Source organism: Desulfoluna spongiiphila (genome assembly GCF_900101345.1).
Lineage (GTDB): Bacteria > Desulfobacterota > Desulfobacteria > Desulfobacterales > Desulfolunaceae > Desulfoluna > Desulfoluna spongiiphila.
This window is the reverse complement of record NZ_FMUX01000027.1, coordinates 16,732-40,397: the sequence shown is the minus strand read 5'-3', so window position 1 is coordinate 40,397 and position 23,666 is coordinate 16,732. Positions and strand designations below refer to the sequence as shown.

Sequence of the window (23,666 nt, the reverse complement as noted above, 5' to 3'; positions counted from 1 at the left end):
ATAGAAACGATGAGCATACTCGAATCTGGATTCACCGCTGAAGATTTTGAAACGCGTACCGCCCGCATGCAGAAAGTCATGCAGGAGAAAAAGCTGGACGCCGTCTTTCTCACCACCGAGGCCAACGTCCGCTACTTCACCGGTTTTTACACCCAATTCTGGGAGAGCCCCACCCGGCCCTGGTTTCTGGTCATTCCCCTTACGGGAAAACCCGTTGCCGTGATCCCCGGCATCGGCGAAAGCGGCATGCGCAGCACCTGGCTGGACCACGTCCTGACCTGGTCCTCACCCAACCCCGAAGACGACGGCATCTCCCTGGTGGCAGGTGTCGTCAACTCCCTGCCCACCCGCTTCGGCCGCATCGGCGCCACCCTTGGCCAGGAGTCTTACCTTCGCATGCCCACGGCGGATTACCTGAAGCTGGCCTCCCTTGTGGACGGAAAAGAGTTTGTGGACATCGCCTATGAGATGCACCACCTGCGCGCCATCAAGTCCCCGGCGGAGATTGCCAAGATCAAAAGGGCCTGCGAGATCGCCGGCCACGGCTTCGACATGCTCCCCACCCACGCAAAAATCGGCCAGACCGAGCAGGAGATCTGCCGCCAGATGCGGATCAACATGCTCAACCACGGCGCCGAATTCGTCAAATACCTCATCTCCGGATCCGGCCCCGACGGCTATGACAGCATCATCATGGGCCCCACCCCCCGCCGCATTGAAGAGGGCGACGTGCTGATTATCGACGTGGGGGCGGTGCACGACGGGTATTTCTCGGACTTTGACCGCAACTTTGCCTTCGGCCATTGCAGTGACGAGACCCAGCGCGCCTATGACTGCGTGTATGAAGCAACGGAAGCCGGCCTGAAGGTGGCCCGCCCCGGAGCCACCACCACGGATATCTACAACGCCATGTGGAGCGTCATGGAAGAGGGCGGCGCCCTGGGCAGCGGCGTGGGACGCCTCGGCCACGGCCTCGGCAGCCAGCTCACGGAGTGGCCCTCCAACACGGCCACGGACAACACCACGCTGGAGGCGGGCATGGTCATCACCCTTGAACCCGGCATGGTCTATGCCCCCGGCAAGGAGATGGTACACGAAGAGAACATTGTGATCACGGAAGATGGCCCCGAACTGCTCTCCCCCAGGGCCGCCGAACACATGGTGATTATAAAATAGGAATCGTGATGTCTGATATGTATGAAAAAATCGTGTCCAGCACCGAGGATTATGCCCGGGACATCTGTGAGTTTGCCTGTGAACTCATCAAAACTGAAAGCCTCTCCGGCAACGAGAAAGGGGTTGCCGCCCTCGTTGCGGACAAGATGCGGGAGCTGGGATTTGATGACGTCACCGTGGACCCCATGGGCAACGTCCGCGGCTCCGTGGGAACCGGCAAGACCCTCATCGCCGCCGACGGGCACATGGACACCGTGGGTGCGGGCAACCGGGAGCAATGGACGCGTCCGCCCTTTTCCGGTGACCAGGACGACACCTGCCTCTACGGTCGCGGGGCCTCGGACATGAAAGCGGCCATCGCCTCCATGGTCTATGCGGGAAAGGTCCTGCGGGACCTCTCCCTCACCGACCAGTTCACCTACATGGTGTGCGCCACAGTGCAGGAAGAGCCCTGCGAGGGGCTGGCGTGGGAATACCTCATCGAAAACGAAGGGGTCTCCCCCGACGTTGTGATCATCGCAGAGCCCAGCGACGACCGGATCTCCCTCGCCCAGAAGGGCCGCATGGAGCTCAAGATCTCCGTGACAGGCCAGAGCGCCCATGCCTCCGCCCCCCACATGGGGGACAACGCCATCTACGCCATGGCAAAGATTGTGTCCGAGCTGGAAGCGCTGAGCACCAGCCTCACCATCGAAGACGAGGACCTGGGCAAAGGCACTCTGGTGGTCTCGGAGATGATCTCCGGCGCGCCGTCCCGCTCGTCCGTGGCGGATTACTGCGAACTGACCATCGACCGAAGACTGACATGGGGGGAGTCTCCCCAGTATGCCCTGGAGCAGGTGAAGGAGCTGCCTTCGGTTCAGGCGGCCCGGGCGACCGTTGAGTTCCACACCTTTGAGGAGCCGTCCTACACAGGCCTTATCCCCTGCAAAGAGTGCACCTTCCCCGCCTGGAAAATCGAAAAAGACCACGTGGTCACCCGCAGCACCGTCAAGGCCTACGAAGGGCTGTTCAACACGCCGCCCACACTGACAACATGGCCGTTTTCCACCAACGGGGTCGCCATCATGGGCAAGCACGGTATCCCCGTCATCGGCTACGGCCCGGGTGTGATCGCGGCATGCCACGTGCCCAACGAATACGTGGAAAAAAAGCAGGTGCTGCGTGCCACCATGATGTACGCCGCCATGTGCGCAACCTACGCAGCCGAGATCAATAAGGAGGGCGTATCCCATGCTCAGCCAGTCTGATTACGAAGCAAGCGAACTCTTTCTGGAACATTCCAAGGCTCCCCGGCCGGACAAGGTGCATATCGGGCTGGTGCAGCTTTCAACGGATCATTCCATTGAAAGGGACCTGAACATGCTGGTGGGATCCTCCGCCATGGTCTTCAGCAACCGCGTCTACTACTCAAGCGCCATGACCAAAGAGGCCCTGGCGGAGATTTCCCGGGGCATCACCCAGTCTGCAGAGCTCATCGCAACCGGGCTTCCCATGGATGTCATGGCCTTCGGCTGCACCTCGGCCTCCATTGTCATCGGCAATGAAAAGATCCGGGAGCTGCTCACCGCAAACACCCCCGGGATCCCCGCAACAAACCCGTGGGCCGGAGCCCTTGCCGCCTTCAAGCATTTAAAGGCCAAACGTGTCTCTATCTTTTCGCCGTATCCGACTGAGGTGAACTACCCGCTCTATCGGCAGCTTGCGGCAGAAGGCCTTGAAGTGCCCACCATCGGGGCGCTGCGCATCGAAAAAGACACCGACATCACCACGGTCTCCTTTGACTCGATGCTGGAAGGGGCCAGACGCATCCTGGCCCAGGCCCCCACGGATGCGCTGTTTATGTCCTGCACGAATTTACGTGCCCTTGAGCACATTGATGAACTTGAGGCTGAAGTCGGAGTTCCGATTGTTACAAGTACTCAGGCGATGTTCTGGCATGCAATGACGCTTGTTGGAAAACAGCCCGGAATAGAAGGATTTGGACAATTACTGAAAGGGTAGCGCCTTGGGGTTTTTTGCAGCCGCTTAACCTGTATTTATTCAGTTAGAGATTACATGTGTAACGTACCCGAAGGCATGGGTAGGAGGAGATTGCATGAAACTTTTTTGGAAAATTGACGACCTCATTGCACTGATTACGGAGTGGGTTCTGGCCAGTGGCGTAATGCTCATGGCCACCCTCCTGATTTGCAATGTCGTCTCCCGCAAGCTGTTTATGAAAAGCATGGCTTCAGCAGACGAGATCGGCGGTTCGCTGCTTATTCTCGTGACATTCAGCGGCATAGGCTATGCCGCCCGTAAGGGACGCCACATCAGGATGACTGCGATTTTTGATACGCTCCCCCTCAAGGCACAAAAGCTGCTGACGATCTTCATCTCGTTTGTGACCATGGCAACCTACGTTTACGTCAGCACCATCGCCCTCGACTATATTGAATACACCCAGATGCTGGGCAAGGTGACCTCCGCCCTGGAAATACCGGACTGGATTCGCGCTGCTGTTATTCCCGTAGGGTTCGGGCTCGGGGCCATTCAATATCTGATGAATATCATCATCAACATCAAAGAGCCCGGCCTCTACATTGGTACGGAAAAACCCGAGGAGGGGAAAATAGAATGCTGATTCTTTTTGGTTTAATGCTTCTCTTGCTGCTCATGGGGTTCCCCATGATGATGACCATGCTTCTTTCCACCCTTGTGTATGTACTCATGTATACGCCCATGGTTCAGCCCTTTATCGTGGTTCAGCAGATGATGCTGGGGGTTCAGGCCCCCGTGCTTATGGCCATCCCCATGTTCATTCTCGCTGCCGATATCATGAGCAAGGGACAGACCTCGGAGCGCCTGCTCGATTTTGTTGAAAGCCTGGTGGGTCACCGGAGCGGCGGCCTGGCCTCCACCACCTCCATCACCTGTGCCCTGTTCGGTGCCGTCTCCGGTTCCACCCAGGCAACGGTTGTTGCCGTCGGGACCCCGGTGCGGAAAAAACTTCTGGACCGAGGATACAGCGACAGCGAAGCCCTGGCACTTATCATCAACTCCAGTAACCTGGCGTATCTTATTCCGCCAAGCCTTGGCATGATCGTCTACGGCGTCGCAAGTGGCGCGTCCATCGGCAAATTGTTCATCGCAGGCATCGGGCCCGCCATCGTTATTATTGCCCTGTTCGTTGCGTACAACGTATTTTACGCAAAGAAAAATGACATTCCCCGTCTGCCCAGGGCGTCCACCGCTGAACGAGTGGCAGCCACCAGGCGGTGCATCCTGCCCTTCGGTTTTCCCGTCATCATCATGGGCGGTATCTACTCCGGGATTTTCAGCCCCACCGAAGCAGCCGCCGCCAGTGTGCTGTATGCAGCCTTTGTGGAAATGGTCATTTACAAGTCGGTGAAGATTAAAGACCTCTATGACATTTCTCTTTCCACCGGCGTGCTGACCACGGTTGTCTTCGTCCTTGTTGCCGTGGGCCAGAGCTTCTCATGGGTCATCTCCTACGACCGTATCCCGCAAATCCTTACCCAGGGTTTGCTTGGCGAGTCGGCCTCTGTCTTCCTTATCCTGCTTACCGTAAACCTCGTGTTCTTCATCGGGTGCATGTTTGTGGAAGCCGTTGTTGTTATCCTTATCCTTACCCCCATTTTTGCCCCCATCGCCCACAGTGCCGGCATTGACCTGGTGCACCTGGGTGTTCTGATTACCCTGCAGGTCGCCATCGGCTCCGGCACACCGCCCTTCGGCACAAGCATCTTCACCTGCTGTGCCATCTTCGACAAACCGTACCTTGAAGTCATTCGAAACGAAGGGCCGTATATCGCCATTCTGCTCTTTGCCTGTTTCCTGATTTCCGCGTTTCCCGAAATTTCATTGTTCCTGGGAGGGTTGATGAAGTAATTCATCAATTTGAAATAATAGATCATTTACTTAGGAGTGAGAGATGAAAAAGTTTTGTACGCTTGGTTTGATGCTGTTGATTGTTTTTGCCGGTGCGCTTCCCGCATCTGCCAAACGAGGAACCTACACCTTTAAGATTACCCACGAAGAGTACGCGGACACCGTACCGGACAAATACGCAAAGGAATTTGCCCGCCGCGTAACGGAAAAAAGCAACGGCCGAATCACGTTTGAGATTTTCCAGGTCGGCCAGCTCGGTGTGGGCGTGGACCTGGTGGAGCACCTGCTTACCGGTTCCACCCAGATGGCCATCGTCAGCCCCGGCAACGTCTCCACCATCGTGCCCGAAGGCCAGATGTTCGCCCTGCACTTCCTGCTGCCCTCCAGCGTGGAAAAAGCCTACGAATTCCTGGGTAAAAGCCAGGTGGTCAAAAAGGACCTCGCGGGTGCGTACGCGGAGAAGAGCCTGCGCCTGATGGACCTGTGGCCCCTGGGCGCAAGTGACTGGCTGAGTGATAAAAAGATCACGGGCCCTGCCGACTTTAAAGGCCTGCCGTTCCGCACCATGGACACCCCGCTGATCATCAAAAACTATGAGGCCTACAATGCCAACGCCACTCCGGTTGCCTACACCGACGTGTACAGCGCTCTTCAGCTGAACATGGTGGACGGCGTGGAAAACCCCCTGTCCGCGCTGGTGGATATGAAGTGGTACGAAGTACAGAAGTACCTCATCATGTCCAACCACATCATGTACCTTGAAGGTGTGTTCATGAACGACCGTTTCTTCAAGTCCCTGCCCAAGGACCTGCAGAAAATCCTCTCCGAAACAGTCACAGAGATGCGTGGCTACGCTTACGATCTCCAGAAAGAAGCCAACGAAAAGGCCGCCAAGACCCTTGCCGCCCACACCGAAGTCGTCAACCTGTCTGCCGAGCAGCATGCTGCCTTCAAAAAAGCGGCTCTGCCCGTACGCGAATATTATAAAAAGAAACTGAGCAAGCGTTGCGCTAACATGCTCGAAAAGCTTGAAAAAGAGCTGGCTGAGTTCGAATAAAACCCACTCCGTATAAAATAGCCGGGGTATGTCATCATACCCCGGCTTCGCCCCCCATGCCTTTCCTGGTCAACATCGGCTCAAAAAGCTTGCCTCCGGCGGCGAGGTGAGCCACCTCGAAAGCAGGTTGCGAATGCGCTTTCCCCTTCGTTCCTCAGGGAAAATCACATTCGCCTTTGGTTCAGATTAAACTGAATCTGTTTCTTTTAACCTGTTTATCAAACTTTTCAAAAGTTTGGCCCCCGGCAGGGCCGCCGGATGCAAAAAGCATATCGACCGCCTACTGAGAAATCTCCCGCAGCGCCTCCCTGAAATACGACTGGGCTGTCTTCTCCGTAAAGGTGGGGACCTTGTCCTGGAGCTGGACCAGGGAGATCTTGTTGACGATCTCCCGCTTGCCGGTTTTTATGGGGGTGACTGTTCCCCGGTCAAGCTGGTCACGAATAGCGTTTCGGGTCACCACCCCCAACCCCATGTCGCTTTCAATGGCCGAACGCACGGCCTGGACGCTGTCCACGGTGAGGACCACACTGGGTTTCACCGACTGTTTGCCGAAGTGGTGCCTGAACCAGCCGTTTAAAGCCTGATGGCTCCGTTCGTAGGAGATGAAATCCTGGGTGAGGATGTGGTCCGGGGAGACGTTTCCCTTCAGCCTGGCATGGAAATAGGCCGCCGAGCAGGCAAGGATCACCTCTTCATCGATGACCGGCTCCACATGGTAGGTCCCCAGGTCCGCCACGTATTTTCTCTGGCTTGCAAACAGGTCCACCATGGCAAAATCAAGCTCCCCGCTTTTGACCATGGCAAGGAGCCTCTCCGAATTGCCCAGGGTCAGGGAAAAGGTCACCTCCCCGTACTGCTTCCGAAACAAGGCCATCACCTTCGGGAAAAAAGCCTTGCCGAACTCCACGGGTGCCCCGATGCGCAAAAGCCCGGACGGCTCGTCCTTCCCGTTTTGAAAAAGCGTCAGCCCCGCCTGCAACTCCCCCAGAAACGGCTTGAGGATCGCAAACAGCCTGTCCGCCTCCACCGTGGGCACAAGCCGTTTGTGCATCCGCGTAAACAGCCGCACCCTGATCTCCTGCTCCAGCTTTTTCAGATGCTGGCTCACGGCCGACGGGGTGACGTTCAGCTCCTTTGCCGCCCCCCCGATGCTTTGCTGGCTGTAAATACGATAAAACACCTTGAGTCGGTTGAAATCGATATCGTTTAGCATAACTTAACCTATAGTTTAATTCGTTTAAGTTTACTTGATTATCTATGTGGGGTAATTTGTCAATTGAAAAACGGCGAACACTTAGGCTAAAACCGATGCGTGCCCTTCCACGCGGCAAGGGGAAACCAACGGCAATAACACTTCACCACGCTTACACGGGATGTTCAAATGGATAAGACACGCTGGAATATCGAGACAAAGGCAGTTCAATGCGGGTTCACTCCCAAAAACGGAGAGCCCCGCGTCACCCCCATTGTGCAGAGCACCACCTACAAGTACGACACGTGCAAAGAGATCGCAGATCTCTTCGACCTCAAGGTCCCGGGGCACATGTACTCGCGCATCAGCAACCCCACGGTGGAGGTCCTTGAAAACAAAATGGCGGCCCTGGAAGGCGGCGTGGGGGCCCTGGCCCTCTCTTCCGGCCAGTCTGCATCCACGGTGTGCATCCTCAATATCTGCGAGGCGGGGGACCACTTCGTGGCCCTGTCCACCCTCTACGGCGGCACCTTCAACCTCTTCAAGCACACCCTGAAGAAAATGGGCATCGACATGACCTTTGTGGACCCCGGTGCCCCTGTGGACGAGATCAAAAAAGCCTTCAAGCCCAACACCAAGCTGCTCTTCGGCGAGTCCTTGTCCAACCCGGGCACCCAGGTCCTGGACTTCGACAAGTTCTCAGCCATCGCCAAGGCCATGGGCGTCCCCTTCATCGTGGACAACACCTTCCCCACGCCTTGCCTGTGCCGCCCCCTGGAGCACGGCGCCGACATCGTGATCCACTCCACCACCAAGTACACCGACGGCCACGCCACCAGCGTGGGGGGCATCATCGTGGACGGGGGCTCCTTTGACTGGAACAACGGCAAGTTCCCCGGCCTCACCGAGCCCGACGAATCCTACCACGGCCTCAGCTACACCGAGACCTTCGGGAACCAGGCCTACATCGTCAAAGCGCGGGTCCAGTGGATCCGGGACCTGGGATGCTACATGTCCCCCCAGAACGCCTTTCTCACCAACAAGGGCCTGGAGACCCTTCACCTGCGCATGGAGCGCCACAGCAGCAACGCCCTGGCCCTGGCCGAATTCCTGGAGAGCCACCCCGGCGTGGACTGGGTCAAGTACCCCCTTCTTAAAAGCGACGCCAACCACGACCTCTGCAAAAAGTACATGAAAGCAGGAAGCGGGGTCCTCACTTTCGGTCCCAAAGGGGGCAGAGACGCCGCCGAACGCCTGATGAACAGCCTTCAGCTTGCCGAGATCGTGGTCCACGTGGCCGATGTCCGCACCGGCGTGCTGCACCCCGCCAGCATGACCCACCGCCAGCTCAGCGACGCCGACCAGATCAAGGCAGGCGTCCTGCCGGAATTGATCCGCATCACCGTTGGCATCGAGCACATCGACGACATCATCGCCGACTTTTCCCAGGCCCTGGACAGCATGGGTTAACAAGAATGCCTCCGGCGGCAAGGTGAGCCACCTTGAAAGCAGGTTACCGCCGGGCTTTGCCCCTCGTTCCTCGGGACAAATCCCAGCGGTATTCCGGCGACCTATCTTGTGTGGTTATTTACTTCCACCATGGTCGGGGACTGCAGGCTTCCGGGGTTACCAAGGCATCCGCGTTATGGAAGGCTCTCATTTCGGTGCACGGAGTGCCCCCTGCAAAACCCGGCATGACGGCGTTCATGGCAAAAAGAGCGCCGATTCTGTTTGTCACCGTGCCAAATGGCCCTCGGCCCGTAGGGCGCACTCTGTGCACCATGGTCGGGAACCGATGGCTTTCAGGGTTACCAAGGCCTCCGCGTTATGGCAGGCCCTCGTTTCGGTGCACGGAGTGCACCCTACAAAACCCGGCATGACGGCGTTCATGCCAAAAAGGACGCCAATTCCGTTTGTCACCGGGCCTAATGGCCCACAGCCCGTCCGGTGCACTCTGTGCACCATGGTCGGGAACCGAAGGTGTCGGGGTTACCGGGGCATCCGCGTTATGGAAGGCTCTCATTTCGGTGCACGGAGTGCACCCTACAAACCCTGGCATTACGGTGTTGATGCCAAAAAGAGCGCCGATTCTGTTTGTCACCGTGCCAAATGGCCCTCGGCCCGTAGGGTGCACTCTGTGCACCATGGTCGCAAACCGAAGGTGTCGGGGTTACCGAGGCATCCGCGTTATGGAAGGGTCTCATTCCGGTGCACGGAGTGCACCCTGCAAAACCCGGCATGACGGTGTTCATGCCAAAAAGGGCGCCAATTCCGTTTGTCAACGCGCCAAATGGCCCACAGCCCGTAGGGTGCACTCTGTGCACCATGGTCAGGGACCTTAGGTTTTCAGGGTTACCGGGGCCTCCGCGTTATGCCAGGCCCTCGTTCCGGGGTTATTTCGTCGAAACGGACACATAAAACGAAAAGCATCTTTAATTAGTTGGGAACAGTGCATGTTTATCTTTGATCAACCCTACATCTCCGATGTGGCCGAGAACTACCTCATCGAATCCCAGGCTCCTCTTCTGGAAAACGAATTTGCCCTGAAGTGCGTCTCTGAAACGGCCAACCACATCTCCGACGCCGAAGCCGTGGAGCAACTTGAGCGCGATAACTTCCGCTGGCTGTACAGCAACAGTGAAAACGCCATCGCCTGGATCGTCAAGACCTTCGGGGCGGACTCGGAGCTGGCCCTCAAGATCGACCTCTTCAAAAACAAGTTCAAATTCCGGGAAAAGACAGCGGCCCTGTTTCCCGACGTGTCCTTTTTCAAAATCGCGGCAGCCGACATTGCGTCCTTTACCTTTGACCGCGTGGGCGCCCCGTTTATCATCAAGCCCATGGTGGGCTTCATCAGCGCCGGGGTCCACAGGGTGAACACCGCCGAGGAGTGGGAATCGGTCCGGGCCCAGCTTTTGGAGGAGACAAAGGAGACGGCACACGCCTTTCCCGAAGAGGTGATCAGCAGCGCCTTTTTCATCGTGGAGTCCATCATCGAAGGGGACGAATACGCGGTGGACGCCTATTTCGATGATGACAACAGGCCGGTGGTGCTCAACATCCTCAAACACCGGTTCAACGGCGACCAGGACATGAGCGACCGGCTCTACATCACCTCCGCCGAGATCATCGCCTCCCGCCTTGCCTCCATCGAAGGCTTTCTCGCGGACCTGGCAGAGCTCGGGGACTTCCGGGGGCTTCCCGTCCACACCGAAATCCGCATTGATGACAGCGACCGCATCCGCCCCATTGAGGTGAACCCCCTGCGCTTTGCAGGCTGGTGCTCCACGGACATCGCCTCCTACGCGTACGGCATCAACGTCTATGACTGTTTTGCCAAAAAGAAAAAACCCGACTGGGACGCGGTGCTTGAAAAGGCCGGAACCGACACCTTTGCCATGGCGGTCATCGAGCGCCCCACGCCCCTTCGGGACGATCAGGTGTTTGATTATGACAAACTGGGCAAGGAGATCACCTCCGTCCTGTGCATGCGCAAAATGGATTACCGGACCTTTCCCATGTATGCGTTTCTCTTTTTCAGCGTCTCCAAAGAGACCGAGCACGAACTCGATACCCTGCTGACGTTGGATCCCGAGGCCTTTGTGGTCGATAATGCCCTTACCCCTGCCCACCGAAGGACGCGATGAAAACCGATCTTTTTCCCAACTCCGTAGGCCTTGTCGAGAAGCAGTTCTTTACCTTCGGTGACGGAGACGATGCGCTGCCCCTGGAAGCAGGCCAGAGCATCGGCCCTGTGACCCTTGCCTACGAAACCTACGGACGGCTGAACGAAAAGAGGGACAACGCCATTCTCCTCACCCACGCCCTCACCGGAGACTCCCATGCGGCGGGGTATTACGACGTCACGGACCGCAAGCCCGGCTGGTGGGAGTCCATGGTGGGGCCGGGCAAAGGCATCGACACCACAAAGTACTTTGTCATCTGCTCCAACGTCCTGGGGGGCTGCATGGGCTCCACCGGTCCCTCATCCGTGAACCCTGAGACAGGCAAAGCCTACGGCCTGGACTTTGAGGTCGTCACCATCGCGGACATGGTAAACGCCCAGAAGCGCCTCCTGGATCATCTGGGGATCGAAAAACTTGTCTCGGTCATCGGCGGCTCCGTGGGGGGCATGCAGGTACTCCAGTGGTGCCAGGCCTACCCGGAGATGATGCACTCGGCCGTGGCCCTTGCCACCACCTTGCGCCATTCGGCCCTTTCCATCTCCTTCAACGAGGTGGCCCGCCAGGCCATCATGAACGACCCGAACTGGAACAACGGGTCTTACTATGAAGGGCCCAGCCCCGACACAGGGCTTTCCCTTGCCCGCATGGTGGGACACATCACTTACCTCTCGGACGAGGCCATGCACGCCAAGTTCGGACGGCGCCTCCAGGACCCCGACACCCACGCCTCGGAGTTCGAGGCCCCCTTCAAGGTGGAGAGCTACCTTCACTACCAGGGCGCACGGTTTGTGGAGCGGTTCGACGCCAACACCCTTCTTTACATCACCAAGGCGGCGGATTACTTCGACCTTGAGGCCCAGTTGTCTGCCCCGGCCCCAGGGCCCAGGGCCAAATGCCTCATTGTCTCCTTCAGCTCGGACTGGCTCTACCCGACCTACCAGTCCAAGGCCATCGTCAAAGCCCTGAAGAAAAGGGGCAGCGACGTCAGCTTCTGCGAGTTGGAATCAACAGCAGGCCATGACGCCTTTCTCCTGCCCAACGAAAGGTTGTCCCGCATGATCCGCGGATTTTTAAAGGGGGTGCACCATGACGACTGATCATCATCCCATACGCTACGACCTTCAGATCATCGCGTCCTGGATTCCTTCGGGATCGAGGGTGCTGGGGCTGGGGTGCGGAGAAGGGGAGCTGCTCCATTTCCTGAAACACACCAAGGGCGTAACCGAGACCGGCATCGAGATCGCCGAATCCAAGGTGTCGGCATGCATCGAAAAGGGCCTCTCGGTCATACAAGGGGACATCAACACCGAGCTTGATGATTACCCGGATGCCTCCTTCGACTGCGTGGTGCTGAGCCAGACCATCCAGCAAACCTTTGACCCCGTCACGCTCCTTAAAGAGATCATGCGCATCGGCAAAACCGCGGTGGTGAGTTTTCCCAACTTCAGCCACTGGAAGGTGCGCACGCAATTTCTCTTTTCCGGCCATGCCCCAAAAACCGAGGTCCTGCCCTACGCCTGGTACGACACGCCCAACATCCGCGTCCTCTCCCTGCGCGATTTCACGCACCTTGCCCGGGAGGCCGGTTTTGAGATCATCAACGAAATGGCCATCAAAACCTCTTCAGCGGACCGCCATGGCAAGACCATCCGGGTGTTGCCGAACCTAAGGGCTACCTACGGCCTGTTTCTTATTCGAAAAGCCTGACAAGGGGCCCCGGAGCGCCCCACGCCAATACGGCAGCCCCCCATACACGCAAAAACGCCGCACAGGAGTGCGGCGTTTTATAAAAAGCCTGAAATATCCCCCTCCCCGAAGCGTCGCCCTACTTCACCACCACCCGCACGATATTGCCGGGGTGCATGTTGTCGTCGTTTTCAACGGCCACATGAAAATAGACCGCGCTCACCAGCTTGGGCAGCTTCACCCGCAAGAGATCCGGCACCGGGAGTTCAACCCTGCCCCTGGCCGTGAGGGTTCCGGGGATGGATCGCTTTTGTCCCTCGATATACAGAAAAATTTCCTTGTCTTCGGTGAACAGCCCGGCTTTATCGGGGGCCACGTAAACATCCACCCACAAGCCGTTAAGGGAGGCACAGGACATAATCGGTTCGCCGTTGTGGGCCATGACACCGGGCGAGACGTTCACCTCGGTGATGATGGCATCAAAGGGGGCCCTGAAACCCCCGGAGCCGTATTTCTGGCGCAAATGATCACGGTACGCCCGTGCCCTTTCGATCTCCGAAAGGAGCCCGTCCACATCGGAATCGTCTTTGATGGCGCTTCGGTTCAGGGTGGATTCACGGGCACGGTAACTTTTTTCAGCCTCGGCCTCGGCGATGCGGTTGGCTTCAACCACGTGGTTGTAGTGGTCACGGGCCAGGACATACTCGTGGTAACGAAGGTCTTTCTCGGTTTCCGCCGCCCGCACCTGGCGCAGGGTGGTGGCATCCAGCCGGTAGAGTTTTTCCAGGTTTTCGTGGCGCTCTTTCTTGGCTTCATACAGGGTCTTCAAACGGCGTGATTCAAAGCGGGCCTCGGAGAGCATTCGCTCACGGGCAAGGGCGTTGCCCTGCTGCTCCAGGTCAAGGAACATGAGCTTCTTTTGCAGGGGGGCGGCGTAGTCCCGCTCCTCCCCCGAATCCCCGGAGATGAGATCAAATGTGGAGAGTTTGGATTCCAGGGCCGCCTCCGCCCGCCTGATCCGGCTCTCCCCCTCCACGGAGTACTGGGTAAACAGCACGTCCCCTTTTTTGACGATGTCCCCCTTGGCCACAAAGATTGCCTGGATCTCCGTGGGCACATCGGCCGTCACCTCCACCACCCCGCCTGAAACCATGCCGTAGGTATACAGGATGTTTCGTTTGTAGAGCATGATGCCGCCCCCCACCAGTGCCGCCACACACAACACGATCAGCACCACCTTGCGCACAGGGGCCTTCCTGCGCTTGTGGTCCCGCATCTCGGGCTGGGCAGGTGAGACCGGTGTCTGGGATGTGCCCCCTTGTCTGAATGTAATCTTCATCTTAGTCCGTGCCCCTTTCAAAAATCAGCTTCAGCGCCGAGTAGTCGTGGAACGAGAGCCCTCGATACCCGGGGTTTTCCATCCATTGACGCGACAAGTCCTGTTCAACCAGGGCCCACCCGTCTCTGTCCAGGGGATACAGGGTATCCGAAGGCGGAGCTTTGCCGGAAAACTCCAGGCCGACCTCCAGGGGCCCGGCCGCCTCGTCAAAGACCTTGGCCACCACCCGGCTTGTGGTTTCAGGTGCGTTGAAGTAGGCCATCACCGTGATGCCGTCGGTAAGACGCGCCACCTGACGCATCAGGGGCCTGTGCACCTCCTGGGTAAACCACTTCACCGGACCGTCCGCCCACAGGGGCATGTCTTCTGCCATGCGGCTCCGAGCCCTCTTCAGGAGCCGGAGGAAGGAGACGTTGAGCTCTTCCCGGCGTGCGGAATCTGTCTCCCACCCCGGCACGGAGTGGGGCTCCAGGTCGATCTTTATTCCGGAAATCTTCGGTTCAAACCCACTTCTGGAGGCGTTAAAGGCGTTGATGCGGTCCACTCCACGGGTCAACTCGATCATCCCGTCAGGTCCCGTCAGCCACTCGGGCTCTCCCAGCAGCGCCCACACCTCGATGTTTTCCCGTGCACACGCATTCAAGAAGAGGATGAACCGCTCCCGGTCCATCATCTCCGTAAGGAGGCGGGAATCGGAATACAGGTACGCATAGACCCTGTTGACCCCGGCCTCTCTTGCCGTGGCCACAAAGGCATCCCGGCTCTCCTCTGTGTCCATGGCGGCCCGGGTTTCCCACAGCCAGACAGAGGCTGTCCGCCCCTCCACCCTCAGGTCGGAATAGGCCCACAGGTTGTCGGCCAGGAGCCTTGAACGGCCGGTCTCACGCCAGACGTTTACGTACCGGATACCCAGGTCCCGTTTCACCCGGGCCGTCCTGACCACGGTGCTCAAGTACTCCTGCTCGGCGGTGACCACCGCCAGGGGATCGTAGGTGTCGGCATCCCCTGCGGTGTCAATGGCCGCGTAGAGCCTTGCCACCCGTACTTTTTCCAAGGCATACCGGGCATCCCATGCCTTGGCCCGGCTGTCGTCCTGTGAGGCCTTAAAATCCATGAGGGCCTCATCAAGGCCCTGCCGAACCCTTCCCGCCACAAGGCCCAGCTCAATCCCCAGGGCGTCCTTCACATGACGCCAGTACGCAGTGTGGAGCCTGGCGGCCTTGCCGTGGGCCGTGGAGATGCCGCCGCTGAAGGTCAGGTTGATGACATCGGTCACCGCACTGGAGGTGCTCTTGCCGGTGTACTCGTACTCCGCCGCCACATTGAGGATCCCCCGGACTTCAGGCCCGGCCGACTCCAGGAACCGCGCCTTTTTCAACTCGGCGTTAACGGCACGTACCTGGGGATGGTTCAAGACCGCCAGCTCCCTCAGCACCGAGCCCTCTCCAAAATCCGCCTCACTCAGGTGAAAGGCGTCTGGGGCCAAAGAGATACGAACCTCCCGGGCAAGCCCGCATAGCTGCTTGAGGCGGTTCATCAAAAATGCTCGTCGGCGCCGTGTGTGCGCCTGCTCCGAGCTGGCCGCCACCAGGATTTTCTCGGCCGCCATGCGCTGCAGCCCCAGGGAGTCCCCCACGGATTCCAGGGTCTCGTAATAGGCCTGGCGCTGTTCGTACACCCCCAGAAGCGCGTCCTGCACGGACTCCAGTTCGTCAAGGTAGGCCACCTCAAAGCAGAGCTTCACCGCCTCGGCCACCCGTTCGTTAACCTCGTTGTCCAGGCGGCTCCGGGCCGCCTCAGCCGTCAGCTGGGCTGCCCGCCAGAGTTCCCTGTTTCGCCGGATATCGAGCAGGGGTTGAAACAGCCCGAGGAGCCCGTCGATGAGGGTCTGGGAAAAGAAGCTGGTCTGGTCGTTGAAGAGCCCGGCCTGGGACACCGTGCCCAGCTCAAAGTAGAAAGAGGGGTAATTGGGCAGGGTGGCAATGCCCACCTCCACAAGGGAAGCGGCCAGCTCTGCCCGCTTCAGGCTCACCTCCGGGTTCTGTGCCGTCACAAGGGCGGCGACTTCCCGGACCCCGAGGGTCTCCGGGACCCGGACCACCACCGGGGAGGCGGTGCCATCCACATAACGGCTGCGCAGGATATAGCGGCTCTGCTCCCCGGTTTCTGCCTCAATACGGCGGTAATCCGCCACCTCTCCGGTAACGGGGTCCAGCCTGTAGAGGGCCTGGTAGCCGGGCTTGTCCGATTCAAAGACCAGGGTGCTCCCGTCATCGGAATAAATGCGGCTGATGGTGCCGGCCCCTTCTTCAAGGTGGGTGGACAGGTCCTCACCGGCCTCGTCCACGGACATGAGGGTAGAGCCGCCCTCGTTGTCCCGGCTCAGGAAAAAGGCCCTGCCTGCCCCCCGCAGGTGGACGGGCAGCACGGGCTCTCCGGGAATGTCCCGGACTTTCTTTTTGCCTGCAAAACGGATCTCCCCTTCGTCGTCCACCTCAAAGCGAAGCCGCACAAGGGCCAGATCCTGCTCGCCGGGCAGCCATCGCCCGGTGCGGGACAGGGCTTTGAACACCACAAACGAATCCGAGGATTCCGACTCGTCCCCTGCCTCGGGGGCCTTGATCTCCGGAAGGGCTCTCAACTGAAAGGATCGGGAATCGAAATGATAGAGCGACCACCCCTCCCCGCAGTCATCGGGGATCCTGAAAAACACCACCCGCGCTTCGGACCGGACGCGGGGAGCGGTTCCCGGCTCCGGGATTCGCTTCACCGTCTGGCCGGTCACCTCAAACACAACAAGCTCGTGATCCGTGGTCCCCAGGGCAGCGAACAGCTGCTGCTGGCCAAAAAAGACCGGGGCCGTCAGCTCACGCACCAGCGCCATATCGGCCTCCTGCTCCACGGCCTGACGATTGTGCATGCCGCACCCCAGGCAACACACCATCACGAGGCACCCTATCCACGGGACCACACCCGCCATCCGTCGCCTAACCATCTGCAAAATCCGCCATGGCCCGGGAGACCAGGTCATCCACCGTCAGATGGGACGCGTCCCCCTGGACCACACTGAAGGAGACCTCGGGGCGACAGATGTCAAACAGGTATTCCAGCTTCTGAATGGCATCGTGAATTCGGTTCACGACCACGAGGGCCCCGTCGAAATCGGTTTCCGCCAGAATCAGCCCCAGGGTCTGGGCATCCCAGACGCAGGTGGTATCCAGCTCCCTCAAGCCCTGGCTCAGGGCCCTGAAGAGGTTGTTGACATACCAGGCGACTCGATCCGGGTGATTCTTCTGGATCTCCTCAATCTTCTCGATGCGGGCCAGGATCAGGGTAAAGGGGGCGTGGTATCGCTTCGTGCGGATCAGCTCCCGCTTCAACTCAAGCTCGAAGTATTGTTTGTTGTAGAGGTTGGTGTGGTGATCGTAGAGAAGGGCGCCTAAATCCACCCCCTTTATGACCCCGCTACGCACGGCCTCCCAGGCGTGGGGCGTCATCTCATAGGAGTAGATGTTCTTTTCCACGGTTTCATCGGGTCGGCAGACAAGGCCGCATACCAGGCATTCAAGCTCCACCACCGGCTCCGGGACGATGGTCTGGCACTGGGCACACTTGAAATAGTCCGTGGGCTTTTCGTAATCGATGCCGATGTGGCGCAGGGTCTCTTCGCACTTGGGACAGACAAGGTCCGCACCTTGCCGGAAGGTCTCCAGGGAGTCCACATGGCCGCAGGGAAAATGGTGGACCATCTGCCCCTTGACGATGTCGATGGAGGAGCATGCCGGGCACACCTCTCGGTAGTTGATCTGGTAGGACTCGCACATCTCGCAGAGGCGAACCCGGTTCCTCAGCTGTTTGGTGAAAAAGCCCCTGTCCGCCAGGGCATCCAGGTGGGCCTCTTCGTTCTCCAGCTCTCCGGTGATCTTAAGGACATCCGGGTAAAAGTGGCCTGTGGGCTTGAAGGGAGAAGAGACGGGCTCAATGACGGTGACCCCGCTTTCCGCCACATCCTTCAAAAAGGAGAGGACCGAGGCATCGGACAGATTTGCCTCCCGGTATTTTTTCGAGAAGAACAGGACATTGCGGATGGCGGGCAAGAGCTCTGCCCGGTACAGGGGGCGAAACAGGACATAGGCGGCCCCTTTTTTAAACGCTTCAAGGAGAATGCCCTTTTCATAACAGGAGGTCACAAAAATGGTTTTGTTCACGAACACCGGCACATGGCACTGGGCTGCCTCCTCCTCTTCCTGGCAGTAGATCATGAGGTCCGTCTGCCCGGAGAGGCGTTGCATAGACGTAACTTCGGCCCTGGAAATGGCGAGAGACGTCTCGAACCGGGCGGATTCCAGGCTGGTTTTAAGATTCCTGTACTCTTCTTCCCTGGCCCCGACAATGACCACGTTAAACACTTTTTTCATTCACACCTCACCATTTCTTTGTATTACGCCATGCAGACTCCGGTAGATAGCCTTCCTGGTAGTTAATCCTGAAGAATTCAAGCATCAGCGCCCCGAACCTCACCCACCTGAACAACGCTTTGTACCCTGGAAACAGAAACACCGTGGGGAGCAGGGCCAGTTCCTGGCTGCGGCGCTCGCTGAAGACAAGGGAGATGGAAAAACAGAAGAGAGTGACCCCCACGTAAATAAGATAGGCCAGGCACCAGACAAAAATGAGAAGCCTCGGATAATACCAGAGCATCAGCACCAGATAGAGCGCATAGACAAAGGTCAGGAACACCGTGAAAAAAAACTCCATGGAAATCTCAAAGGCGTTGCGCCAGTCGTACTGCCAGAACTTCAGGATGTCGGCGTGCTTGCGAAAGTAGGTCCGAAAGCCCCCCTTGTCCCACCGGAACCGCTGTCCCCTCAGCACCCGCCACGTTTCCGGGGCGTTGGTCATGGCAATGGCCGCCGGTTCAAAAACAATCTTCCAGCCCACCTTCTTGATCTTCAGGGTCAGGTCCGCGTCCTCGGCCAGCTCCGGATCCCAGGCCCCGAAGGAGAGCAGGGCCTCCCGCCGGAAGGCCCCGAAGGCCCCGCTTACCTGCATGCCCATGCCCAGGAGACCCAGCCACTGCTTCCATATGGTAATGGACAGGGCGTACTCCACGGCCTGCAGCCGGGTCCAGACAGACACCCCAAGATTTCTCACCTTGATGTTGCCCGCCACGGCCCCTACCTTGGGGTCGTAAAAGGGACCGATCATATGAAAGAGCATGTCCCGGTCAAAGGAGGTGTCTGCGTCCACGGAGACAATGTAATCGCCGGAGGAGAGGCACAAGGCCATGTTCGATGCGGTGGGGCGCCCCGAACGACCGGTGGCCGCGCTGTTGCGATAGAGTTTGACCTGCCCTCTGTCTGCAAAGGGCCTGGCCTCCTCATACATGCGGTCTTCCGAATTATCATCGATGACGATGATTTCGAGGTTGGGGTATTCGAGCTCAAGGAGAGAACGGATGGCGTTGGCCACGCTGGCCTCTTCGTTGTAGCCCACAAGCAGGACGCTCACCGAAGGAGTTGTGGCAAAGAAGGTTGTTTTTTCACGCTCGTCATGGGGCAGGCGATCGGCTACTTTGGCAATAAGGAGAAATACGGCAGGAAAAATATACCGGGGAAACTCCCCGAAGATAAAGACGGGCATGAAAAAGAGAATCCACTCCCACAACGCCCGGGTGGCAAACTGGCCTTCGATGAGGTGACGAAAGTCGACCAGTGCAAACAACATGTGATTCAGGAGATCCGTCATATGACACCTTGAGCTCCCAAAACAGACAACCCACCAAAATCATTCAATGCAATACCAACCCTTGTTCACACATCAATGCGACGGATTTTTAAATCGCAACCATCTTTGAGACCAAAACATTTTTTCCTGGAGATGTGTTCATCATAGCATACAGGTCGGTTTTTCGCACCTTATAAAGGAATAATCATTTGTGGCGATATGGCTCGGGGTCGATACCGTAACGTTTCATCACCTGCTGGAGGGCCTGGCGCTCCATGCCGCACAAACGGGCCGCCCGGGCAACGTTGCCGGATGTCTTGTCCAGGAGCGCGCCCACATAGGCGTCGTTGAACTCTTTAAGGCATTGCTCCTTGGCCTCCTTGTAAGAAAACGCTGTCAGGTCCGGCACCTGAGCGCCCCCAGGGGAAACGGCGGGTGCCGCAGCAAGGACCTCCCGAAGGTCCTCGGGTTCCATCATCTCCCCGGTGGCAAAAAGAAGACCTTTCATTACGAGGCTCTCCAGCTCCCTGATGTTACCCGTCAGAGGCAGCTCCATCAAAAGGGCCATGAGCTTATCCGAGACGGGCAGAGGATCTCGCCCCATGGTGTCGGCGTGCTTATGGATAAAATGACTCACCAGGGCCGGGATGTCTTCTCGCCGCTCCCGCAAAGGCGGAAGCCGCAAGGGAAGAACGTTCAGGCGGTAGTAGAGATCCTGGCGGAACTCGCCCTCTTCGATGGCTTTCACCAGGTCCTTGTTGGTGGCGGCGATAATCCGCACGTCCACGGGGACGGACTTCGTCCCCCCCAAGGGTTTTACCTCTTTTTCCTGGATCACCCGGAGCAGCTTGGACTGAATGGCCGGGCTGATCTCTCCGATCTCATCTAAAAAAAGCGTGCCCCCGTCGGCCGCCTGGAATAGCCCCTGGCGATCCGAAGACGCCTGGGTAAAGGCTCCCTTTTTGTAGCCGAAGAGCTCGCTCTCCAGGATCTGCTCGGGCACCGTGGGGCAATTGACGGTGATGAACGGGCCGTTGCGGCGCTCGCTCTGGGCATGGATGGCCCGGCAGGTAAGCTCCTTGCCCGTGCCGGATTCTCCGGTGACAAGCACGGTCATGTCGGTGCGGGCCACCATGCGGATGATCTCGAACACCTTGAGCATGGCGGGGGAGCTGCCCACGATGTTGTGAAAGGTCTCCTTCTCGCGAAAGGCCTTGTGCAGGCGGATGTTCTCGCTGATGAGCCGGTTTCGCTCCAGGGCCTTTCTCAGCCGGAACACCAGGGTGTCGTGATCAAAGGGCTTGGCGATGAAATCATAGGCCCCGGCACGGATGGCCTCCACCGCTGAATCGATGGAACCGTAGGCCGTCATCATGATCACCGCGATGCCCTGCTTGAGCTCCTTGATCTGCCGCAGCAGCTCCGCCCCGCCCATGCCGGGCATCTTCATGTCCGACAGCACCAGATCAAACCGCTGCGCCTGGATCATGGCAAAGGCCTCCTCACCGGATGAGGCGGTCTCCACCCGGCAGCCCAGGTCCGGCTCCAGGCTCCGCTTGAGAAGCCGCAGCATGTCAATTTCGTCGTCTACGATTAAGATGCGATGTGTCACTGTTTTTCTCCGAAAAAGGGCTAAGGGCTAAGGGCTAAGGGCTAAGGGCTAAGGGCTAAGGGCTAAGGGCGTTTAGCTGAACGCGGCCCCCGGGTCAATCAAAAAACATAAAAACCTCACGCCCTGTTCACCATTTACCTATTTTCCCTATGGCCTGATTTTCCTTCACCCCCCACCGTCGGCAAATGAACCGTAAACGCAGTCCCCTTGCCCGGTGTGCTGATCACATCGATCTCGCCACCGTGGTTCTTGACGATGCCGTAGCTCACCGAGAGGCCCAGGCCGGTGCCCGTGCCCGTGGGTTTGGTGGTAAAGAAGGGATCGAAAATCCGGGAGCGGGTCTCTGCGTCCATGCCGGAGCCGGTGTCGGCAACGGTGACAAAAACGGTCTCAGGCCCTTCGGACCCGGTGGTGACATGGATTTCGCCCTGGCCGTCGATGGCGTGGACGGCGTTGATGATCAGGTTGATGAGCACCTGCTTGATCTTTTCGGCGTCGGCGTGGATCTCCGGCAGGTCCGGGCCCAGCTCGGTGATCACCTGGATGCCGTCCATTTCAGCCTGGTGCCGGGTAAAGGCCAGGACCTCTTCGATGATGGGGTGCAGATGGCAGGCTTGTTTTTCCGAGGGGCCGCTCCGGGCAAAGTTGAGGAGGGACTCCACCACCTTCTTGCATCCGATGACATGCTTTTCAATGACGGAGAGGTCCTCTTTGAGGCTGCTCTCGTCTTCGGCGCTGCGCTTGAGAAGCTGGGTGTAGCCCAAGATAATGCCCAGGGGATTGTTCACCTCGTGGGCCACGCCTGCCGAAAGTTCGCCCACGGCGGCCAGCTTCTCGGTGGTGGCCATCTGCTCCCGCATGGTGAGGGTCTCCTCCACGTCCCGGACCATGAACAAAACGTTCCGCTCCCGGCTGTCCATGTCGGTGACGGTGACCCCGCTCACCAGGGCCCGAAAGCATCGGCCCCCGACGCCCTTCAAAGCCGCTTCGGTGTTTCCGATGCGCCCTTCCCCGGAGACGGTCTCCATGATGGCGTGAAACTCGTCCCCGTCCACAAACAGATCGCCAAAGGATGCACCGGTGTCGAGGCGCTTTCCTCCGGCGGGATTTAACGCCAGGATGTTGCCCTTCCCGGTGGTGACCAGGATCATGTCCTCGGAGAGTTCGAACATCCTGCGGTACTTCTTCTCGGAGACGGCCAGCGCTTCGGTGCGTTCCCCCACAAGCTTTTCAAGGTTCCTGTTGAGCCAGGAGAGCTCTTCATGGGCCTGGCGCAGGGCCCTTCTGTCCCTTAGAATCGCCCGGTTGATCACCCAGACCCGCTCGAAAAAGACCGTCACCGAGGCCACCAGGATAAAGGTCAGGGTGTTCACCGAGCCGCTGAAAGGCCGGATATGCCCCCACACCCCTGTAAAATTGAGAAACAGCAGCAGTTGCTTCAGGATATGCCCTGCGGATCGGGAGACGGCAAAAATGGAAAGGGCCGCGCAGACAAAGAGGAGGTAGGTCCAGAGGATGTTCTCCTTTTCAAGGGTGGTGAGGCGCACCATGCGCCCGAAACAGAAAAGGGAAAACACGATCATCAGCATGGAGCCGACGAGATCGACGATGAAAATGGGAAAGGAGGAGACAATCATGACGCGTCCCCCTTTTTGCGGCGTGTTTCCGCCTGGGTCAGGAGTTGACCGAGTCCCACCCAGAGAAAGGCAATGGCCGGTACGCAGAGGAGGTGGTCCAGCTTGGCGATGTAATACATAACGGCAAGGCCCGGCACGGGCGAGGTGATATGAAGCTGCCCCGTGGCAAGGCGCTCCACCGTGACCAGCTTGACCTGCTCGTCCACAAAATGGACAAACACCGTGTCCACGTTCCACAGAATAAAAAGAACGGCTGCGTACTGAACGTTGCGCCACCCTTTACGGACCGGCAGCTCATCCCGCTTGATACGAAAGGCAAGAAACCCCATGGCCAGGGCAAAAAGCACATGGGCCGCCTGATGGACCAGGATCCCCTCGATGCCCCCGTGGCCCTGGGTGGCGTAGGCCGGTGAGACCACAAGAAAAATAAAAAGGGATAAAAAAACGACAATGCGTACCATGGTGTGGGGGTCCTTTCAACGCCGGCACAACGAAAGCCCCGTAGGATGGGCAAAGCGCCAAGCGTGCCCATCTTTCACCGGGAGGCCCGAAGCGGTGATGATATGTTACATTCCGGCAAGCCGATTCCGGCCTCCCGCCGTGGCCGGTTATTCCCGTGCCCGATGGGCACGGCACCACCTTTGCCCATCCTACAAA

At 58.4% G+C, this 23,666-nt stretch carries 18 protein-coding genes; 10 read left to right on the top strand and 8 right to left on the bottom strand.

The features are described 5' to 3' along the window. Nucleotides 1-9 precede the first annotated feature (9 nt). From BLQ12_RS24430 to dctP, 6 genes are all read left to right on the top strand, one after another. Nucleotides 10-1,176 (top strand): M24 family metallopeptidase, encoded by a 1,167-nt coding sequence (locus BLQ12_RS24430; protein ID WP_092215187.1) that lies wholly within the window; start codon nucleotides 10-12, stop codon nucleotides 1,174-1,176. An 8-nt stretch (nucleotides 1,177-1,184) separates the two neighbouring features. After that, the gene (locus tag BLQ12_RS24425) at nucleotides 1,185-2,426 is read left to right on the top strand and encodes a YgeY family selenium metabolism-linked hydrolase (RefSeq protein WP_254782109.1); all 1,242 of its coding nucleotides are present in this window, start codon (nucleotides 1,185-1,187) and stop codon (nucleotides 2,424-2,426) included. After that, nucleotides 2,410-3,180 carry a maleate cis-trans isomerase family protein gene (locus BLQ12_RS24420; protein ID WP_092215186.1) on the top strand — a complete coding sequence of 257 codons (771 nt, stop codon included), beginning with the start codon at nucleotides 2,410-2,412 and terminating at the stop codon, nucleotides 3,178-3,180. Before BLQ12_RS24425 ends, BLQ12_RS24420 begins: the two co-directional genes overlap by 17 nt. Before the next feature lie 94 nt (nucleotides 3,181-3,274). Then, nucleotides 3,275-3,802 (top strand): TRAP transporter small permease, encoded by a 528-nt coding sequence (locus tag BLQ12_RS24415; RefSeq protein WP_092215184.1) that lies wholly within the window; start codon nucleotides 3,275-3,277, stop codon nucleotides 3,800-3,802. Further along, a complete protein-coding gene (locus BLQ12_RS24410) occupies nucleotides 3,796-5,070 on the top strand; it encodes a TRAP transporter large permease (protein ID WP_092215182.1) in 1,275 nt (424 codons plus the stop codon). Before BLQ12_RS24415 ends, BLQ12_RS24410 begins: the two co-directional genes overlap by 7 nt. A 43-nt stretch (nucleotides 5,071-5,113) precedes the next feature. Then, on the top strand, nucleotides 5,114-6,127 hold the full coding sequence (gene dctP, locus BLQ12_RS24405) for a TRAP transporter substrate-binding protein DctP (RefSeq protein WP_092215180.1): 1,014 nt from the start codon (nucleotides 5,114-5,116) through the stop codon (nucleotides 6,125-6,127). A gap of 280 nt (nucleotides 6,128-6,407) precedes the next feature. Here dctP and BLQ12_RS24400 read toward each other — a convergent pair whose 3' ends face one another. Then, complete coding sequence (locus tag BLQ12_RS24400) at nucleotides 6,408-7,343, bottom strand: LysR family transcriptional regulator (RefSeq protein WP_092215178.1); 936 nt, start codon at nucleotides 7,341-7,343, stop codon at nucleotides 6,408-6,410. Nucleotides 7,344-7,511: 168 nt separating this feature from the next. Between BLQ12_RS24400 and BLQ12_RS24395 the strand changes: the two genes are divergently transcribed. The 4 genes from BLQ12_RS24395 (at nucleotide 7,512) to metW (ending at nucleotide 12,715) form a co-directional block, all read left to right on the top strand. Beyond that, nucleotides 7,512-8,792, top strand: coding sequence for an O-acetylhomoserine aminocarboxypropyltransferase/cysteine synthase family protein (locus tag BLQ12_RS24395; RefSeq protein WP_092215176.1), 1,281 nt, complete (start codon nucleotides 7,512-7,514; stop codon nucleotides 8,790-8,792). A 983-nt stretch (nucleotides 8,793-9,775) separates the two neighbouring features. Continuing rightward, on the top strand, nucleotides 9,776-10,969 hold the full coding sequence (locus tag BLQ12_RS24390) for an ATP-grasp domain-containing protein (protein WP_092215174.1): 1,194 nt from the start codon (nucleotides 9,776-9,778) through the stop codon (nucleotides 10,967-10,969). Next, on the top strand, nucleotides 10,966-12,105 hold the full coding sequence (gene metX, locus BLQ12_RS24385) for a homoserine O-acetyltransferase MetX (protein WP_092215172.1): 1,140 nt from the start codon (nucleotides 10,966-10,968) through the stop codon (nucleotides 12,103-12,105). The genes BLQ12_RS24390 and metX overlap by 4 nt, the downstream gene beginning before the upstream one ends. Beyond that, nucleotides 12,095-12,715 (top strand): methionine biosynthesis protein MetW, encoded by a 621-nt coding sequence (metW, locus tag BLQ12_RS24380; RefSeq protein ID WP_217640398.1) that lies wholly within the window; start codon nucleotides 12,095-12,097, stop codon nucleotides 12,713-12,715. Before metX ends, metW begins: the two co-directional genes overlap by 11 nt. A 118-nt stretch (nucleotides 12,716-12,833) precedes the next feature. Here metW and BLQ12_RS24375 read toward each other — a convergent pair whose 3' ends face one another. The 7 genes from BLQ12_RS24375 to BLQ12_RS24345 all read right to left on the bottom strand — a co-directional run bounded on the left by BLQ12_RS24375 (nucleotide 12,834) and on the right by BLQ12_RS24345 (nucleotide 23,470). Then, the gene (locus BLQ12_RS24375) at nucleotides 12,834-14,033 is read right to left on the bottom strand and encodes an HlyD family secretion protein (RefSeq protein WP_092215170.1); all 1,200 of its coding nucleotides are present in this window, start codon (nucleotides 14,031-14,033) and stop codon (nucleotides 12,834-12,836) included. Between the two features lies 1 nt (nucleotide 14,034). Next, nucleotides 14,035-16,953: a TolC family protein gene (locus BLQ12_RS24370; protein WP_175470051.1), complete on the bottom strand. Its 2,919-nt coding sequence runs from the start codon at nucleotides 16,951-16,953 to the stop codon at nucleotides 14,035-14,037. Nucleotides 16,954-17,020: 67 nt separating this feature from the next. Beyond that, nucleotides 17,021-18,451, bottom strand: a complete 1,431-nt coding sequence (locus tag BLQ12_RS24365) for a TackOD1 domain-containing metal-binding protein (RefSeq protein ID WP_092215166.1) — start codon at nucleotides 18,449-18,451, stop codon at nucleotides 17,021-17,023. A 7-nt stretch (nucleotides 18,452-18,458) separates the two neighbouring features. Beyond that, on the bottom strand, nucleotides 18,459-19,760 hold the full coding sequence (locus tag BLQ12_RS24360; protein ID WP_175470050.1) for a glycosyltransferase family 2 protein: 1,302 nt from the start codon (nucleotides 19,758-19,760) through the stop codon (nucleotides 18,459-18,461). Between the two features lie 205 nt (nucleotides 19,761-19,965). Further along, entirely contained in the window at nucleotides 19,966-21,372 is a 1,407-nt protein-coding gene (locus BLQ12_RS24355) for a sigma-54-dependent transcriptional regulator (protein ID WP_092215162.1), read from the bottom strand. Between the two features lie 134 nt (nucleotides 21,373-21,506). Then, on the bottom strand, nucleotides 21,507-23,009 hold the full coding sequence (locus BLQ12_RS24350; RefSeq protein ID WP_092215160.1) for a two-component system sensor histidine kinase NtrB: 1,503 nt from the start codon (nucleotides 23,007-23,009) through the stop codon (nucleotides 21,507-21,509). After that, nucleotides 23,006-23,470: a hypothetical protein gene (locus BLQ12_RS24345; RefSeq protein WP_092215159.1), complete on the bottom strand. Its 465-nt coding sequence runs from the start codon at nucleotides 23,468-23,470 to the stop codon at nucleotides 23,006-23,008. Before BLQ12_RS24345 ends, BLQ12_RS24350 begins: the two co-directional genes overlap by 4 nt. Nucleotides 23,471-23,666 lie beyond the last annotated feature (196 nt).